At 58.9% G+C, this 16,164-nt stretch carries 12 protein-coding genes and 2 pseudogenes; 5 read left to right on the plus strand and 9 right to left on the minus strand.

Features of this window, described 5'->3' with window-relative positions:
• Positions 1-44: 44 nt before the first annotated feature.
• Positions 45-2,257, minus strand: a pseudogene (gene fhuE, locus D7I37_RS23670) (ferric-rhodotorulic acid/ferric-coprogen receptor FhuE).
• A 780-nt stretch (positions 2,258-3,037) separates the two neighbouring features.
• Positions 3,038-3,298: pseudogene (locus tag D7I37_RS23675) on the minus strand (S24 family peptidase); the annotation flags it as partial.
• Positions 3,299-3,456: 158 nt separating this feature from the next.
• Here D7I37_RS23675 and D7I37_RS23680 point away from each other — a divergent pair.
• The 3 genes from D7I37_RS23680 to D7I37_RS23690 are packed head-to-tail and all read left to right on the plus strand — an operon-like array spanning position 3,457 to position 6,064.
• Positions 3,457-4,881 carry a cytochrome ubiquinol oxidase subunit I gene (locus D7I37_RS23680; protein WP_129544475.1) on the plus strand — a complete coding sequence of 475 codons (1,425 nt, stop codon included), beginning with the start codon at positions 3,457-3,459 and terminating at the stop codon, positions 4,879-4,881.
• A 1-nt stretch (position 4,882) separates the two neighbouring features.
• Positions 4,883-5,890: a cytochrome d ubiquinol oxidase subunit II gene (gene cydB / locus D7I37_RS23685; protein WP_095098140.1), complete on the plus strand. Its 1,008-nt coding sequence runs from the start codon at positions 4,883-4,885 to the stop codon at positions 5,888-5,890.
• A 27-nt stretch (positions 5,891-5,917) separates the two neighbouring features.
• A complete protein-coding gene (locus D7I37_RS23690; protein WP_073970402.1) occupies positions 5,918-6,064 on the plus strand; it encodes a DUF2474 domain-containing protein in 147 nt (48 codons plus the stop codon).
• A 131-nt stretch (positions 6,065-6,195) separates the two neighbouring features.
• On the opposite strand, the gene D7I37_RS23695 is transcribed toward D7I37_RS23690, so the two are convergent.
• Complete coding sequence (locus D7I37_RS23695) at positions 6,196-7,170, minus strand: Dyp-type peroxidase (protein WP_197701092.1); 975 nt, start codon at positions 7,168-7,170, stop codon at positions 6,196-6,198.
• Positions 7,171-7,645: 475 nt separating this feature from the next.
• On the opposite strand from D7I37_RS23695, the gene fdhD reads away from it, so the two are divergent.
• Both fdhD and D7I37_RS23705 read left to right on the plus strand, forming a co-directional pair.
• Complete coding sequence (gene fdhD, locus D7I37_RS23700) at positions 7,646-8,479, plus strand: formate dehydrogenase accessory sulfurtransferase FdhD (RefSeq protein WP_095098142.1); 834 nt, start codon at positions 7,646-7,648, stop codon at positions 8,477-8,479.
• 66 nt (positions 8,480-8,545) lie between these two features.
• A complete protein-coding gene (locus D7I37_RS23705) occupies positions 8,546-9,463 on the plus strand; it encodes a bestrophin family protein (protein ID WP_061800650.1) in 918 nt (305 codons plus the stop codon).
• Between the two features lie 67 nt (positions 9,464-9,530).
• On the opposite strand, the gene moaD is transcribed toward D7I37_RS23705, so the two are convergent.
• The 6 genes from moaD to D7I37_RS23735 all read right to left on the minus strand — a co-directional run bounded on the left by moaD (position 9,531) and on the right by D7I37_RS23735 (position 15,915).
• A complete protein-coding gene (gene moaD / locus D7I37_RS23710; protein WP_129544476.1) occupies positions 9,531-9,776 on the minus strand; it encodes a molybdopterin synthase sulfur carrier subunit in 246 nt (81 codons plus the stop codon).
• A gap of 59 nt (positions 9,777-9,835) precedes the next feature.
• Positions 9,836-10,822 carry a GTP 3',8-cyclase MoaA gene (moaA, locus tag D7I37_RS23715; RefSeq protein ID WP_061800644.1) on the minus strand — a complete coding sequence of 329 codons (987 nt, stop codon included), beginning with the start codon at positions 10,820-10,822 and terminating at the stop codon, positions 9,836-9,838.
• Between the two features lie 64 nt (positions 10,823-10,886).
• Positions 10,887-11,033: a DUF2474 domain-containing protein gene (locus D7I37_RS23720; protein WP_073970403.1), complete on the minus strand. Its 147-nt coding sequence runs from the start codon at positions 11,031-11,033 to the stop codon at positions 10,887-10,889.
• A gap of 17 nt (positions 11,034-11,050) precedes the next feature.
• Complete coding sequence (cydB, locus tag D7I37_RS23725) at positions 11,051-12,058, minus strand: cytochrome d ubiquinol oxidase subunit II (protein ID WP_095098145.1); 1,008 nt, start codon at positions 12,056-12,058, stop codon at positions 11,051-11,053.
• A 1-nt stretch (position 12,059) separates the two neighbouring features.
• Positions 12,060-13,469, minus strand: coding sequence for a cytochrome ubiquinol oxidase subunit I (locus tag D7I37_RS23730; protein WP_095098148.1), 1,410 nt, complete (start codon positions 13,467-13,469; stop codon positions 12,060-12,062).
• 133 nt (positions 13,470-13,602) lie between these two features.
• Complete coding sequence (locus tag D7I37_RS23735; protein WP_129544477.1) at positions 13,603-15,915, minus strand: FdhF/YdeP family oxidoreductase; 2,313 nt, start codon at positions 15,913-15,915, stop codon at positions 13,603-13,605.
• Between the last annotated feature and the right edge of the window lie 249 nt (positions 15,916-16,164).

Raw genomic sequence — 16,164 nt, forward strand, 5'->3', positions numbered from 1 at the left:
CCAGAGGGGGAGGAATGGCCCCTCACGGGGCCATAGGCACTAGCTTAGAAACGGTAGTTGGCGGTGACGGCGAAATTGCGCGGCGCGCCGTAGACCACATAGCGGTCAACCGAGGTGTCGTAAGTTTTATCGAACAGGTTGTTCAGGTTCGCCTGCACCGACAGCTGCGGGGTGACCTGATAACGCCCAAACAGGTTGACCAGCGCATAGCTGCCCTGCTCGGCCCGCAGGGTGCCGTTCCCTTCCGGGCCGCTGACGTCCTGCCACACGTGGGTCTGCCAGTTGATGCCGCCGCCCAGCGTCAACGCTCTCAGCGTCGGCGGGTTATAGGCCGTGAACAGCTTGACCGTCGTGCGCGGCAACGCCGGGTTGACCGCGTTTCCTTCGCTGTCTTCCGCCACATAGCGGGTGGCGCCGAAGGTCATTTGCAGGTTATCGGTCACTGCGCCGTTCACTTCGAACTCGATGCCTTTGCTGACCGTGCCTTGCGCGCCGTAGTAAGCCGTTTCCAGGGTGCCGGGGATCACCGCGCCGGTGCTTTGCGCCACGTTGTCCTGCTCGATGCGGAATATCGCCACTGAGCCGGTCAACCGACTGTTCAGCCAGTCGGCTTTTAGCCCCGCCTCATAGTTCTTCCCGGTAATCGGCGACAGGTAATTGCCGCCGCTGTCGCGGTAAGTTTGCGGTTTGAACACCGAAGTGTAGCTGGCGTAGGCTGACCAGGTATCGTCGATGTCGTACACCAGCCCGGCGTAAGGCGTGACATTGTTCTTCTCCATATTTTGGCTCAGGGTGCTGGTGCTCCACTGGGTATAACGCGCGCCGACGATCAGATGCAGCGGATCCGCCAGCGAAATGCGGGTCGCGGTATAAGCCGACTTCTGGTGAATGGTATCCTCCTGCGCCAGGCTCAACGCATTCCAGTCGGTCTCGGGAAAATCCCCGCCCCAGTGATTGAAGTTGCCCACGTCTGACGGCGAGAGATTGGCGAAGGCGTTGAAATAGCGATTGTTCTGCCTGCTGTAGCTGACGCCGGCCATCAGCTGGTGCTGGCGCCCGAACAGCGCGTACGGCCCGCTGGCGAACGCATCGACGGCGTGCACCTTGCGCGTTCCGGTGTTGTAGCCCGTGCCGCCGACCACCGGATAATTCGCGTAAGGGCTGACGCCGATGCCGGTGTTTTTATCGAAGTAGCCGTCGATATACAGCATTTTGCTGTCGAGACGGGTTTCCGTATCGGCGCCGTTCAGCGTGAACTGCCAGCCATTATCAAAACGTTGCTTCAACGTGGCGAACAGCTTTCGCGATTGCTTATCGTTGTAGGCCCAGTCGGGCGCAGTGTTGAATTCACGATCGTAATGCGTTTTGCTGCCGTCGCTGTACCACCGCGGCATCCCTCCCAGGTGGGGCTGTTGGCGTTGGTTTTCTGATAGTCGTAACCGACGGAGAGCGTCGTGGAGTCGGTCAGATCGGCATCCACCACCCCATAGAAAAATGTCTTGTCGGCGCTGTAGCGATCGACATAGCTGTCGTTGCCCTGATACCCGGCGACCACGCGGCCGCGCACCCTGCCGGACTCGCTCAGCGGTGCGGAAAGGTCCGCCACATAGCGCTGCTTATTCCAACTGCCATAGCTGGCGGAAACGTTGCCGACAAACTCGCGGCTGTCGGCATGCTTGCGCACCATGTTCACCGCAGCGGAAGGATTGCCGGCGCCGGTCATCAGGCCGGTCGCGCCGCGCACCACTTCAATGCGTTCGTAGATCGCGGTATCGGCCGACGAATCGCCCAAATTCCAGCGCTCTTCAAACTGGGTGGGAATACCGTCAACCATATAGTTGTCGATCAAGAAACCGCGCGAATAAAAGGTGCTGCGGTCAAGGTCCGCCACCTTTTCGGTGACGCCGGTGGTGTTTTTCAGCGCATCCCCCAGCGTCTGCAACTGCTGATCCTGCATGCGCTGTTTGCTGATAATGCTGACGGACTGCGGTATGTCGCGCGCGGTCAGGGCCATTTTGGTGCCCGCCCGGGTTATCGGCACGCTGTAGTCGTTTTCCCCCGTCTCGCCGGCGCTCTCGGCCGAGGCTTCGACCAGCAGGGTATCTTCTTTTGCCCCGGCCTCTGCGGCGCTAGCATAAGGCGCCTGCAGCGCCACCGCGACGAATGCGGCAACGCCGGTGAGTGATGAAACATGGATTTTACGGGATGCCGAACCGCCGGCGCGATCCCCTTTGCTATGGCATGGAGCCAGAAACATGACTTTACCCTCAGGCATTTTTATTATGTTTGATTGGCTGAATGAAGATACGGCGCACTCAGCCGGTTTTCCCTGTCCCAATAATGAGTTACCGCCCCAGGCATCACTCCGACGTTGATAACCTTCCCTGCTGACGCGTTAATGCCCGCCGAAGCGATCATTAATACGAATGAGAACTATAAGCATTTTAATCGTTAGTGTAAAAGAGTATTACCGGCCTCAGGGCGATGCCCTGCGCGGCAGACGGTGCGGGGGAGGAGAAAACGGGGGCACAGGCCGATCGCATCGCCTTTGAAGGCTGGCCCGGCCGCTTAACCTTAACTTCCCTGACGATCGAGCATGTTAAGGTCCGGCGTTCTTTTGGACTCATCATTGAAGACGACAAGGCACCATGAGCGTTTATCTGGCTTGTTTAGGATACGTTTCACCCGCTTGCGGGGTTTCGGCAGGGTGCGTTTTGATTGGAGTTTAGCGTGTCTTACCAGTGAAAATATGGAAAAAGCGAACAAGAGCAATGCGATAATTATCCCTGAAAAATCCATTTTCATTCCAATTTGCTGTCCTTTGCGTGGAGCTCACTATTATCTCTTTCGTTTTTATTTTCAAAAAGTTATTTGTAAACAGGATTATTCCAAGATATTCCATTGATATATCCTAGCCAGTAACCTTTAGCCGAGAACGTTTATCTTGGCGCTTTAGGGTATTAACCGCACTCACCGCCAGGCGCGCGAAAACCTCCCGGTTAATTTCATGATTAAAATGAAAGCCGGGAGGCCGGCGCTATGTCGCGGCGTAGACGATAAACGTCACCACGCCGAAGATTTCCAGCTGCGTTTCGTCGCCGAAAACCATCGGCGCGTAGGCCGGATCCATCGGCAACAGCCGCAAATCCGGGTGGCGCTGCAGCCTCTTGACGGTGAACTCGCCGTCTACGGCGGCGATAACGATATTGCCATGCTCCGGCGTCAGCGCGCTGTCGACGATCAGCAGATCGCCATCCTGAATATTGCCGTCGATCATCGAATCGCCGCTGGCGCGCACAATGCAGATGAAAACTATCCCGCCGCGAAACTGAGCTAACCTTAGTATGCCAGTGTGAACATTATTCCCAGGTTCAAAACTGTCCCATGGATCCTGTTTCGTTCATGACCATCTGGAACATCGGATTGGCAATTTGGTAATACTGAGGGGTGTTAACAATGTTCGGATTAGATGCTTTCGAGCTGGCGAGGATACAATTTGCCTTTACGGTGTCCTTTCACATTATTTTTCCTGCAATTACTATCGGTCTCGCCAGTTTTCTGGCGGTGCTGGAGGGGCTGTGGCTTAAAACTCACGATGACACCTACCGTGAGCTTTATCATTTCTGGTCAAAAATATTTGCCGTTAACTTCGGCATGGGGGTGGTGTCGGGGCTGGTGATGGCCTATCAGTTCGGCACCAACTGGAGCGGATTCTCGCAGTTTGCCGGCAGCATCACCGGGCCGCTGCTGACCTATGAGGTCCTCACCGCCTTCTTCCTCGAGGCCGGCTTCCTGGGCGTGATGCTGTTTGGCTGGCACCGGGTCGGGCGCGGGCTGCACTTCTTCGCCACCTGCATGGTGGCGCTGGGCACCTTGATATCGACCTTCTGGATCCTGTCCTCCAACAGCTGGATGCATACCCCGCAGGGCTTCGCCATCGAGAACGGCATCGTCGTGCCGGTGGACTGGCTGAAAATCGTCTTCAACCCGTCCTTCCCGTACCGCTTGATGCACATGACCACCGCGGCCTTCCTGTCGAGCGCCTTCTTCGTCGGCGCCTCCGCGGCCTGGCACCTGCTGAAGGGCAACGATACGCCGGCGATCCGCAAGATGCTCTCCATGGCGCTGTGGATGGCGCTGATCGTCGCGCCTGTCCAGGCGGTGCTCGGCGATGCCCATGGTTTGAATACGCTGGAGCATCAGCCGGCCAAAATCGCCGCCATCGAAGGGCACTGGGAAAACCAACCCGGCGAGGCGACGCCGCTGGTGCTGTTCGGCATGCCGGACATGGACGACGAGGTCACCCGCTACAAGCTGGAAGTTCCCTATCTGGGCAGCATCATACTGACGCACAGCCTCGACAAGCAGGTGCCGGCGCTGAAAAGCTTCCCGAAAGAAGACCGCCCCAACTCCAGCATCATCTTCTGGTCGTTCCGCGTGATGGCCGGGTTGGGCATGCTGATGATACTGCTCGGCGTGGTCAGCGCCTGGCTGCGCTGGAAAGGCCGGCTGTATCAGTCGCGGCCGTTCCTGTGGTTCGCGCTGCTGATGGGGCCGTCGGGGCTGATCGCGCTGCTGGCGGGCTGGTTCACCACCGAGATCGGCCGGCAACCCTGGGTGGTGTATGGCGTGATGCGCACGCGGGACGCGGTCTCGCCGCACGGCGAAATGCACATGACGTTCAGCCTGCTTCTCTTCATTGTGGTTTACACCTCGGTATTTGGCGTGGGGTATGTCTATTTGATGCGATTGATTAAAAAAGGCCCCGTCAGCGAAGATGCTCATCCGATCCCCGAGGGCGGCCCGGGCCTGTCGCAAACACCTGCACGTCCACTGTCGGCGGTTCAGGAGCCGCTGAACAAACCGGAAGGGAGAGAATAACATGGGTATCGATCTGTCAGTCATCTGGTTCACCATCATCGTTTTCTCAACGCTGATGTACATTGTGATGGACGGTTTTGATCTTGGGATCGGCATCCTGTTCCCGTTTAACCAGGACCCCGTTCAGCGGGACATGATGGTGAATACCGTAGCGCCGGTATGGGACGGCAACGAAACCTGGCTGGTGCTGGGCGGCGCTGCGCTGTACGGCGCCTTCCCGCTGGCCTATGCGGTCATTGTCGACGCGCTGTCGATTCCGTTGACCATCATGCTGGTGGGGTTGATTTTCCGCGGCGTCGCCTTCGAGTTTCGCTTTAAGGCCACGCCGGAACACCGGCCGTTCTGGGACAAGGCGTTCATTGTCGGCTCTATCGTGGCGACCTTCAGCCAGGGGGTCGCGGTAGGATCGGTGCTGAACGGTTTCGAAGTGACCGGCCGCGCCTACAGCGGCCCGGCGCTGAGCTGGCTGGCGCCGTTCCCGCTGTTCTGCGGCGTGGGCCTGGTGGTGGCCTACGCGCTGCTGGGCAGCACCTGGCTTATCATGAAAACCGAGGGCGAACTGCACCGTAAAATGTCGAACCTGGCCATCCCGCTGACGCTGGCGCTGCTGGCCGCGGTGGTCATTATCAGCATCTGGACGCCGCTCGCGCATCCGGACATTGCGCAGCGCTGGTTTACCTTCCCGAACATCGTCTGGTTCCTGCCGGTGCCGCTGCTGGTCGTGGTTTTCTCCTGGGGGATCGTGCGGGCGGCCTATAACCACGCCAGCTACGGCCCGTTCATGCTCACGCTGGGCCTGATGTTCCTTGGCTTCAGCGGCCTGGGCATCAGCATCTGGCCGAACATCATCCCGCCGTCCATCTCCATTTGGCAGGCGGCTTCACCGCCGCAGAGCCAGGGCTTTATGCTGGTCGGGGCGCTGCTGATTATTCCCGTCATCCTGATGTACACCTGCTGGAGCTACTACGTGTTCCGCGGCAAAATCAAACCGGATGCGGGTTACCACTGACAGCTTAACGAAACGGAGGCTGAAATCATGAAGTCCGTAGCGGAAAACCGGCCTGCCTTCTGGCGGCGCCTGATGTGGATGCTGGCCATCTGGGGAGCGAGCGTACTCGCCCTGGCCGCGGTGGCCTCGATATTCAAGCTGCTGATGTACGCGGCCGGCATGAAAACTCACTAACGGCAAACGGGCCACTGGCATGGCCTGTCTCTCTCCCCAAGGCGCCCATTTTGCTGGGCGCCTGCTTCTCAAGCGAGCCGCAGCGACTCCTCGCCGCGCTACATGCGGGATTCAATTCCGCCGAGGCTCAATCAGTCAGCCAGATCGCTCAGGAATTTACGGGCGGGCACAAAGAAGGTCACGCCGGCGACCGCCGTGGAAAAATCCAGGATCCGGTCATGCAGCGGCGGTGGGTTGCCGATAAACATCCGCTCCAGCATCTTCTCGATCACCCACAGGTGGCGGGAATAACCGATAAAATAGGTGCCGTATTCACCACGGCCCGGTGACGCGAAGGGCATATTGTTACGCAGAATATCATGCTCCCCCTGCTCGTCCTCGATGGTGCACAGCGTCTTATGTGATTTTTGCCCTTCCGTCGCATCCGGCAACTCGACGTTGTCATACTTGGTGCGCCCGATAATCGCCTCCTGAGTTTCCACCTTTTGCGCGCGCCAGGCAGCCAGGTTATGCAGGTATTTTTGGATCACCACATAGCTGCCGCCGGCGTAGTCAGGATCCTCATCGCCCACGATCGTCGCCTCAGGCAATGAAAGACCGATCGGGTTCGCGGTGCCGTCGACGAACTCGAGCAGGTCGCGTCCATCGAAGTAACGGAATCCAGCCACTTCGTCGACGACGGTGACAGAGTCACCGAAGGCTTCCAGCAGGATTTTCTCGAACTCGATGATCAGATCCGTCGCGCCGGCGCGGATATGGAACAGCAGATCGCCGGCGGTAGCCACCGCCGTATGCTGGGCGCCTTTCACTTCCTGGAACGGCCTCAGCTCTTTGGGCGCCGGCTTCCCGGTCAGGCTCTGCCAGACCCGATGCGCAATGCCGACGTTACAGTTGAAGCCCACATCGATGGATCGTATCTGGACGTTTTTAATCAGGTCTTCGGTACTGGCGATGACGGAACGAACGGTCTCGAGCGATGCGCTATCGTCTTTGACCTCCAGGACCAGAAAAGCGGCGGCGGGTGTCATCGGTGCATCAATGTATTGCGGTTCTGTCTCGAGCGCGCGTTGCGCCATTGAGAGCGGTGAAGATGATGCTGAGCTCACGGGTGTCTCCTGTATGAGTGAGTTTTTTGCCACGGCATCCTCCCTGACTACGGAGAACTGGGGGATGGTGCTGAACGATCCCCGTCGACTGCTGACAGGCTACCCGATTTATCGAAAGCCCCATAGCGGACGCCTGTCATTTTATATAAATAGTGTGGATATAGCACCCGTTTGCGCCCGCTGCCGCACTCGTCATCGGCGCGTCCCCGCCGGTGAAAGGCCCTGCATTTTAAAAGGAAATAAACGATTGTCGGGTTATTGCCGCCCGCAACGGTCGAATTGTTGAAATACTTTGCAACAGAGTTTCACGCCGGGATGAGTTAAATAAAAAATCTTATTCTTTGCCGAATGAAAAGAAGACTTTTCCATTTATTCGATGCGCCATTTCAATGACGCTCATGTATAATAAACCCCATCATTGCTCACCTGAAAATATTCGCGTCGCTCTTTAATCCGCGACGCTGACGAGAAAATCATGAATAAGCATTTGCTCCTCAATGAGCCAGGCGATGTCGAACAGCAATGCCTGTCGCAACACCCGGTTTGGCAACGCAACGAGCTCGCGCAGACCCAGCAAGACTGGCTGGCCGAAGAAGTGCCGGTAGCGCTGGTGTATAACGGCATTTCGCATGTGGTGATGATGGCCACCCCGAAAGATCTGGCGGCGTTCGCCATCGGCTTTTCATTATCCGAAGGGATCATCGACTCCCCCGACGACGTCTACGATATCCGCCAGCAGCCCGCCTGCAACGGCATTGAGGTGCATGTGGAACTCTCCAGCCGGCGGTTTATGCAGCTGAAAGAGAAGCGCCGCAGCCTGGCCGGCCGCACCGGTTGTGGCGTCTGCGGCGTGGAGCAATTGCAGGAGGTCACCCGGCCAATCGCCCCGCTGCCATTCACCCAACATTTTGATTTATCAATGCTTGATCGGGGTTTGTCACAGCTGAAAAACGTCCAGACGGTGGGCCAACTGACCGGCTGCACCCACGCGGCGGCCTGGCTGCAGCCCGACGGCAATCTGAGCGGCGGCTGCGAAGACGTCGGCCGGCACGTGGCGCTCGACAAACTGCTGGGTTACCGCAGCCAGCAAGGTTGGCAACGGGGCGCGGTGCTGGTTTCCAGCCGCGCCAGCTATGAGATGGTGCAAAAAACCGCCATGTGCGGCATCGAGATCTTGTTCGCCGTTTCCGCCGCCACCAGCCTGGCGGTCGCGGTGGCCGAAAGCTGCAACCTGACGCTGGTGGGCTTCAGCAAACCGGGCCGCGCCACCGTTTACACCCATCCGCAGCGTCTGATTGCGGAGCAATAAGTGCCGTTCCGCAACCAATCCGTACTAAACTAATATCAAAGAAAAACACCGGGAAGTATTAACGCCATGATTATTCGCCCAAACCAAAATTGGTTTTTCCGCCTGTTTGCCTGGCACGGTTCGGTCCTGTCAAAGATCACCTTTCGTTTATCATTAAATATTCTCATGTCTATTGTGGCGATTATCAGCTTCCAATGGTATGAACAGCTCGGCATTCATTTAACCATCGCCCCTTTCAGCCTGCTGGGGATCGCCATCGCCATATTTCTCGGCTTCCGTAATAGCGCCGGATATAGCCGTTTCGTCGAAGCGAGAAATTTATGGGGATCGCTGTTAATTACCGTTCGCACCCTGCTGCGCCAGATTAAGAGCCTGCTGCCGGACGATAAGGCGGTGCATCAAAAAATCGCCCACTTGCTGATCGCTTTTAGCTGGAGCCTGAAGCATCAGCTGCGCAATACCGACGCCACGGCGGATCTGTACCACAACCTGTCCTTGCAAGAGCTGACCAGGGTAACCTCCAGCCCGATGCCGACCAACAGGATCCTGCTGTTGCTGGGCCAGGAGTTCGGCAAACTGCGGCAACAGGGTTTACTGAGCGACATCAACTTTCAGATGATCGACACCAATCTGAGCGAACTTTCACACGTGCAGGGCGGCTGCGAACGGCTGTCGAACACGCCGGTGCCGTTCGCCTATACCCTGATTTTGCAACGCACGGTGTATCTGTTCTGTTCACTGCTGCCCTTCGCGCTGGTTTCCGATCTGCACTACATGACGCCGTTCGTCTCGGTGTTCATTTCCTACACCTTTTTATCCTGGGACTCGCTGGCGGAAGAGCTGGAAGATCCCTTCGGCACCTCGGCCAACGACCTGCCGCTGAACGCCATCTGCAACACCATTGAACGCAGCCTGCTGGAAATGAACGACCAGAGCCCGCTGCCGCCGCCGCTGAAACCCGACGAACACTTCAATCTGATCTAAATATTCAGGCCCCGAACGCAACGCGCCGGGGCCTTTTTTATCCTGCCTGCACAACAGATTGCGCGTTTCAGCCGCCGGTCACCGGCGGATAAAACGCCACCTCGTCGCCGGCCTGCAGCGCATGGTCCATCGGCACCAGCGTTTGATTGACCGCCGCCAGCAGGCGCTCGGACTCCAGCGCCAGCTGCCAGCGGCTGCCGCGGTTCAACAACGCCAACCGCAGCGCCTCGACCGTGGCGTACTCGGCGCCAAGCCGCAAACGGCTGCAGCCGACCAGTTCACGCACCTGCGCGAAGAATAAAATATCAAGCATGATGGCGCTCCTTACTCCGCATCAGCGGCGAAAAATCATCGAAAGGGTGCATCTGGCGGTTAACCGCCGATAAACGACAGGTTTTGCGTAATACCGGTATCGCCCTGATGCAGGAAATGGGTCTGTTTTTTCTGCAGCAGGCTGTGCGCAATGCGTTCCTGCAGCTCGGTTTGCCGATCGTCGGACTGCAGCAAATCGCGCAGCGGCACGCCGCCGTCGCCGAACAGGCACAGGTGCAGCTTGCCCAGCGCCGAGACGCGCAGCCGGTTGCAGCTGGCGCAGAAGTTTTTCTCGTACGGCATGATCAGGCCAATCTCCCCCTGGTAATCGGGGTGGGCGAACACCTGCGCCGGCCCGGCGCTGCGTTCCCGCTCCTGCCGCTGCCAGCCGGCGGCGATCAGTTGATCGCGGATCACCTCGCCGGAAATATGATGCCGTTTGAACAACGCATGCCCTTCCCCGGTTTCCATCAGCTCGATGAAACGCAGTTGAATCGGGCGATGCCTGATCCAGTCGAGAAAGGTGCGCAGGCTGTGATGGTTGATATCGCGCATCAGCACCGTATTGACCTTGACCTTGTCAAAGCCGGCGCTGAAGGCGGCGTCGATGCCCGCCATCACCTGGTGGAATTTATCCTGCCCGGTGATGGCGTGAAACTGGTTGGCGTCCAGGCTGTCGATGCTGACGTTCAGCGAGGTCAGGCCGGCTTCGCGCCAGCGCGCCACGTCACGCGCCAGTCGGTAGCCGTTGGTGGTCATGGCGATATTTTTGATCGCGGCGTTCTCGCGCACCGCCGCGATAATGTCGATAAAATCCCGGCGCAGCGAGGGTTCGCCGCCGGTCAGCCGCACCTTTTCGGTGCCGGCCGCCGCAAAGGCGCGGGTGACGCGGCGGATCTCGTCCAGCGTCAAAAAGCTTTTGTTGTTGCCCGTGGTCGGACGATAGCCGTCGGGCAGGCAGTAGCTGCAGCGGAAATTGCATACGTCGGTGATGGAAAGGCGCAAATAATAAAATTTACGCTCCCAGGGATCGGTAAATTGCGTCATTTGCTCCTCCTTCCATAATGAAAAGGCGCCGGGCCGTCGTTTGTCGGCCCGGCTTGCTGCGGTGTTAATGCGACTTCATGCCGGCCGCGGCCATCAGCAATTTAAATACTGAGGCAACGACCCCGAGCGCCAGTACGCTCGCCGCCCAGATGGCGATCATCCACATCATGCGCCGCCAGAGGGCGGGCCGGTTCTCGGCTTCAGATTTCATCACGCGAGTCTCCAATATCAGTGGTAGCCTTCGTCAGGTTTGATTTTTCCGCGGAACACGTAGTAGCTCCAGCAGGTGTAGGCCAGGATCACCGGGATGATCAGCAGGCCGCCGACCAGCATAAAGCCCTGGCTTTGCGGCGGTGAGGCCGCCTGCCAAATGGAGATGGACGGCGGAATGATGTTCGGCCAGATGCTGATGCCCAGGCCGCTGAAGCCGAGGAACACCAGCGCCAGCGTGAGCAGGAACGGGCCGTAGCTGGCGTGGTTATAGGCCGCCCGCACGATCCCCCAGGAGCAGGCCAGCACCAGCAGCGGCACCGGCAGGAACCAGAAGATGTTCGGCGCGGTGAACCAGCGCTGCGCGATGTCGTGATGCGACAACGGCGTCCAGATGCTGACGATGGCGATAATCGCCAGCAGCGCCAGCGTCAGCGGGATCGCCAGATCGGACATCTTGCGGTGCAGCCCGCCCTCGGTTTTCATGATAAGCCAGGTGCAGCCCAGCAGCGCGTAGGCCACCACCAGACCCACGCCGCAGAACAGCGGGAACGGCGCCAGCCAGCTCAGCGTAGAGCCGCTGTAGGCGCGGCCGGTCACTTCGAAGCCGTTCAGCACCGTGCCGACCGAAACGCCCTGGCTGAAGGCGGCGACGATCGAACCGCCGATAAACGCCTTGTCCCAGAACGGCCGGTGTTCCGGCGTGGCCTTAAAGCGAAACTCGAAGGCGACGCCGCGAAAAATCAAGCCGATCAGCATCAGGGTCAACGGAATCGACAGCGCGTCGACAATGACCGCATAGGCCAGCGGGAAGGCGCCGTACAGCGCCGCGCCGCCCAGCACCAGCCAGGTTTCGTTGCCGTCCCATACCGGCGCTACGGTGTTGACCATCATGTCGCGTTCGGTAGCGTCCTTATTGAACGGGAACAGGATGCCGATGCCGAGGTCGAAACCGTCCATCACGATATACATCAGCGTGGCGAACACGATGATGGTGAACCAAATAATTGAAAGGTCGATGCCCATATCAGTGTTTTCCTTCCGGTTTATTCAACGATTCCTGAACCGCTGACAGCGGACGCGCAGGGGTGCCTTCGGCAACCGGCTCATGCAGATCGCCGGCCACCGGGCCTTTTTTGATTAAACGCATCATGTAGATGTAGCCCACGCCGAACACCGAGGAATACACCAGGATGAAGGCCAGCAGGCTGATGCTCATGTGCATCTCGCCGTGCGCCGAAACCGCATCGCGCGTTCGCTGCAGGCCATACACCACCCAGGGTTGCCGGCCGATCTCGGTGGTGAACCAGCCCGCCAGCAGCGCGATCAGCCCCGACGGCCCCATCAGCAGCGCGAACCACAGGAACGGCCGCGACTGATACAGCCGGCCTTTCCAGCGCAGCCAGGCGCTGACCACGCCGAGCAGTATCATCAGCATGCCCAGCCCGGCCATCACGCGGAACGACCAGAAGATGATGCTGGAGTTGGGGCGGTCTTCTTTCGGGAAGCTTTTCAGCGCCGGCACCTGCTTGTCGAGGCTGTGCGTCAGGATCAGGCTGCCCAGATACGGGATTTCCAGCTTGTAGCGGGTAACTTCGCCGTCCATGTCCGGCATGCCGAACAGCACCAGCGGCGTCGGCTCGCCGGGTTGGTTTTCCCAGTGCCCTTCGATGGCGGCGATTTTGGCCGGCTGATATTTCAGGGTGTTCAAACCATGGGCATCGCCGAGCACCGCCTGAACAGGCGCGACGATCAGCGCCATCCACAGCGCCATGGAGAACATCTTGCGGATCGCCGGCGTATCGTTGCCCTTCAGCAGGTGCCAGGCCGCGGAGGCGCCGACGAAGAAGGCGCTCGACAGGAAGGCCGCGGTGGTCATGTGCATCAAGCGGTACGGGAAGGACGGGTTGAAGACGATTTTCAGCCAGTCCACCGGCACGACGATGCCGTTCTCGATGGCGAAGCCCTGCGGGGTATGCATCCAGCTGTTGGAGGACAGGATCCAGAAGGTGGAGATGATCGTCCCGAGCGCCACCATGCAGGTGGCGAAGAAGTGCAGCCCGCGCCCGACCCGGTGCCAGCCAAACAGCATCACGCCCAGGAAGCCGGCCTCGAGGAAGAAGGCGGTGAGGACCTCATAGGTCAGCAGCGGCCCGGTGATGCTGCCGGCAAACTGCGAGAACCCGCTCCAGTTGGTGCCGAACTGATAGGCCATCACCAGCCCCGACACCACTCCCATGCCGAAGTTGACCGCGAACACCTTCGACCAAAAATGATAGAGCTCGCGGTAGGTATCATTGCGCGTTTTGAGCCACAGCCCCTCCAGCACCGCCAGAAAACTGGCGAGACCGATGGTGATGGCCGGAAAAATAATATGGAAGGAAACAGTAAAGGCAAACTGTATCCTCGCCAAGTGAAAGGCATCTAATCCCAACATTGTTCACCCCTGTGCAACAGGCCAGATAAACTCATCGCCGGAAAGGTTATTTTCGGTGATGAGGTATTTTCCATTTGAAAAAGGCCGGCTAATTTGCAGTGCAAATAGCGGTCCGATAAAACGCCCTCATTACCTAGGCAATTCTCAGCGTTTGTCTTGTTGCCGCCCGGGAAATCTTGACCGGTACGGATTTGGAAGTCGGTGTCCCGGTGCCGTCGCCAATGCTGTTCATCGGCACCAGCGGATTGGTTTCCGGGTAATAGGCGGCCAGGTTGCCGCGCGGGATGTCATAGGCCACCAGCTTGAACCCGAATACCTCGCGCTTGACGCCGTCATTCCACAGCGTGGCGATATCCACCAGATCGCCCGGCCGGTATCCCGCCGCGGCGATGTCCTCCGGGTTCATGAACAGCACTTCCCGCTGGCCATAGACGCCGCGATAGCGATCATCCAGCCCATAGATGGTGGTGTTGTACTGGTCATGAGAACGCAGGGTCTGCAGCACGAACGGCACCGTTTCCCCCTTCAGCTGCGGGAATAACGATTCAGGCAGCGGCGCGTGGCTGAATTGCGCTTTGCCGCTCGGGGTGGCGAAGCGCAGCTCCGCGGCCGCATTGCCGAGATAAAAACCGCCCGGGTGTTCGCACTTGCGGTTGAAATCGGTGAAGCCGGGAATGGTGGCGGCGATATGATCGCGGATCTGGTTGTAGTCCCCCGCCAACGCCAGCCAGTCGATGGTCGGGGTATTGCCCACCGCCGCATCGGCGATGCCCGCCACGATCGCCGTTTCCGAACGCTGGGTGTCAAACAGCGGCTTGCCGATGCCTTCAGAGGCGTGAACCATGCTGAAAGAGTCTTCCACCGTGACGAACTGCGGGCCGCCGGCCTGGATATCCTGCTCGGTGCGCCCCAGCGCCGGCAGGATCAGCGCGTCCCGCTTGCCGGTAACCAGGTGGCTGCGGTTCAGCTTGGTGCTGATGTGCACGGTCAGGTCGCACTGTCTCAGCGCTTCTTCGGTGCGGTGGCTGTCCGGCGCGGCGGCGGCCAGGTTGCCGCCGAGCGCGATCAGCACCCTCACTTCGTCGCGCAGCATGGCGCCGAGCGCTTCCACCGTGTTGTGCCCGTGGGCGCGCGGCGGCGCGAAGTCGAAGTGGTTGCCCAGGCTGTCGAGAAACGCCTGCGAAGGTTGCTCGTCGATGCCCATGGTGCGGTTGCCCTGCACGTTGCTGTGCCCGCGCACCGGGCACAGGCCGGCGCCCGGCTTGCCCAACTGCCCGAACAGCAGCTGCAGGTTGACGATTTCACGCACCGTCACCAGCGAATGCTTGTGCTGGGTAATGCCCATCGCCCAGGTGCAAATCACGTTGTCGGCCTGCTGGTAAATCTGCGCGGCCTCTCTGATCTGCGCCTCGCTCAGGCCGGACTGGCTTTCGATAAACGCCCAGGAGGTGGCGTCGACCTCGGCCAGATAGTCGGCGACGCCCTGGGTATGAGCCTCGATAAACTCGCTGTCGAAAATGCCGCCCTTGCCCGCCGCCAGGCGCGCATTGTGGGTTTCCAGCAGCGCCTTGACCATGCCGCGCACCACCGCCATGCCGCCGCCGAGGTTCGGCTGGTAGTAGCGATGGCTGATGGTGCCCGCCAGCGGCGTCACCACTTCCAGCGTTTTTTGCGGATCGGCGAAGCGCTCCAACCCGCGTTCGCGCAGGGTATTGAACGTCACGATGCGCGCGCCGTGCTCGGCGGCATGCCGCAGGCTGTGCAGCATGCGCGGGTGGTTGGTGCCCGGATTTTGCCCGAACACGAAGATGGCGTCCGCGTGGTCAAAATCGTCGAGGTGAATGGTGCCCTTGCCGACGCCCAGGCTTTGCTGCATGCCGTAGCCGCTGGCTTCGTGACACATATTGGAGCAGTCGGGGAAATTATTGGTGCCCAGCACGCGGCCGAACAACTGATACAGCCACGAGGCTTCATTGCTCGCGCGGCCGGAGGTATATAACTCCAGCTGGTTGGGGCCGGTCATGTTTTTAATATGCTTGCCGATTAACGCGAAGGCATCGTCCCAGCCGATCGGCTCATAATGGTCGGTTTCGCGGTTATAGCGCATCGGCTCAACCACCCGCCCCTGATATTCCAGGAAATAGTCGCTTTCCAGGTAAAGCCGGCTGACGCTGTGGGCGGCGAAGAAGTCGCGGTCGACGTGCCGACGCGTCGCTTCCCAGGTCACCGCCTTGGCGCCGTTCTCGCAAAAGCTGAAGGTGCTCTTGTTGTCGTCGCCCCATGCGCAGCCCGGGCAGTCGAAGCCCTTCGCCTTGTTCATGCGCATCAGGTTGACCATGTTCTTCAGCACCTGCTTGCTATCAAAAACAAATCGTGTGGTGGCTTCAAGAGAGCCCCAACCGCCCGCGGCCGCTGAGTACGGCTTTATTTTTGATTTGAATTTCATAATTGTCTCGATATCTTATTTTTTTGAAATATGCCTGAGCGTCGCCTATTAAATACAAGCGAACTTATGGGAGGCATTTTTCTGCGATGTGAGACTATTTTACCAACCGCTAACATCTCGTCAAATTGGTTAATCTGATAGCGCAATAGATACAATCTATCGCGCACTTTGTTAATCTCTGTTATGTTATTTATTCGAAATGTGGCTATATTGACAAGACAAAGTAAACCCTGTAGCTCTGTATATAGG

Source organism: Serratia sp. 1D1416 (genome assembly GCF_003641105.1).
Taxonomy (GTDB): domain Bacteria; phylum Pseudomonadota; class Gammaproteobacteria; order Enterobacterales; family Enterobacteriaceae; genus Serratia; species Serratia ficaria.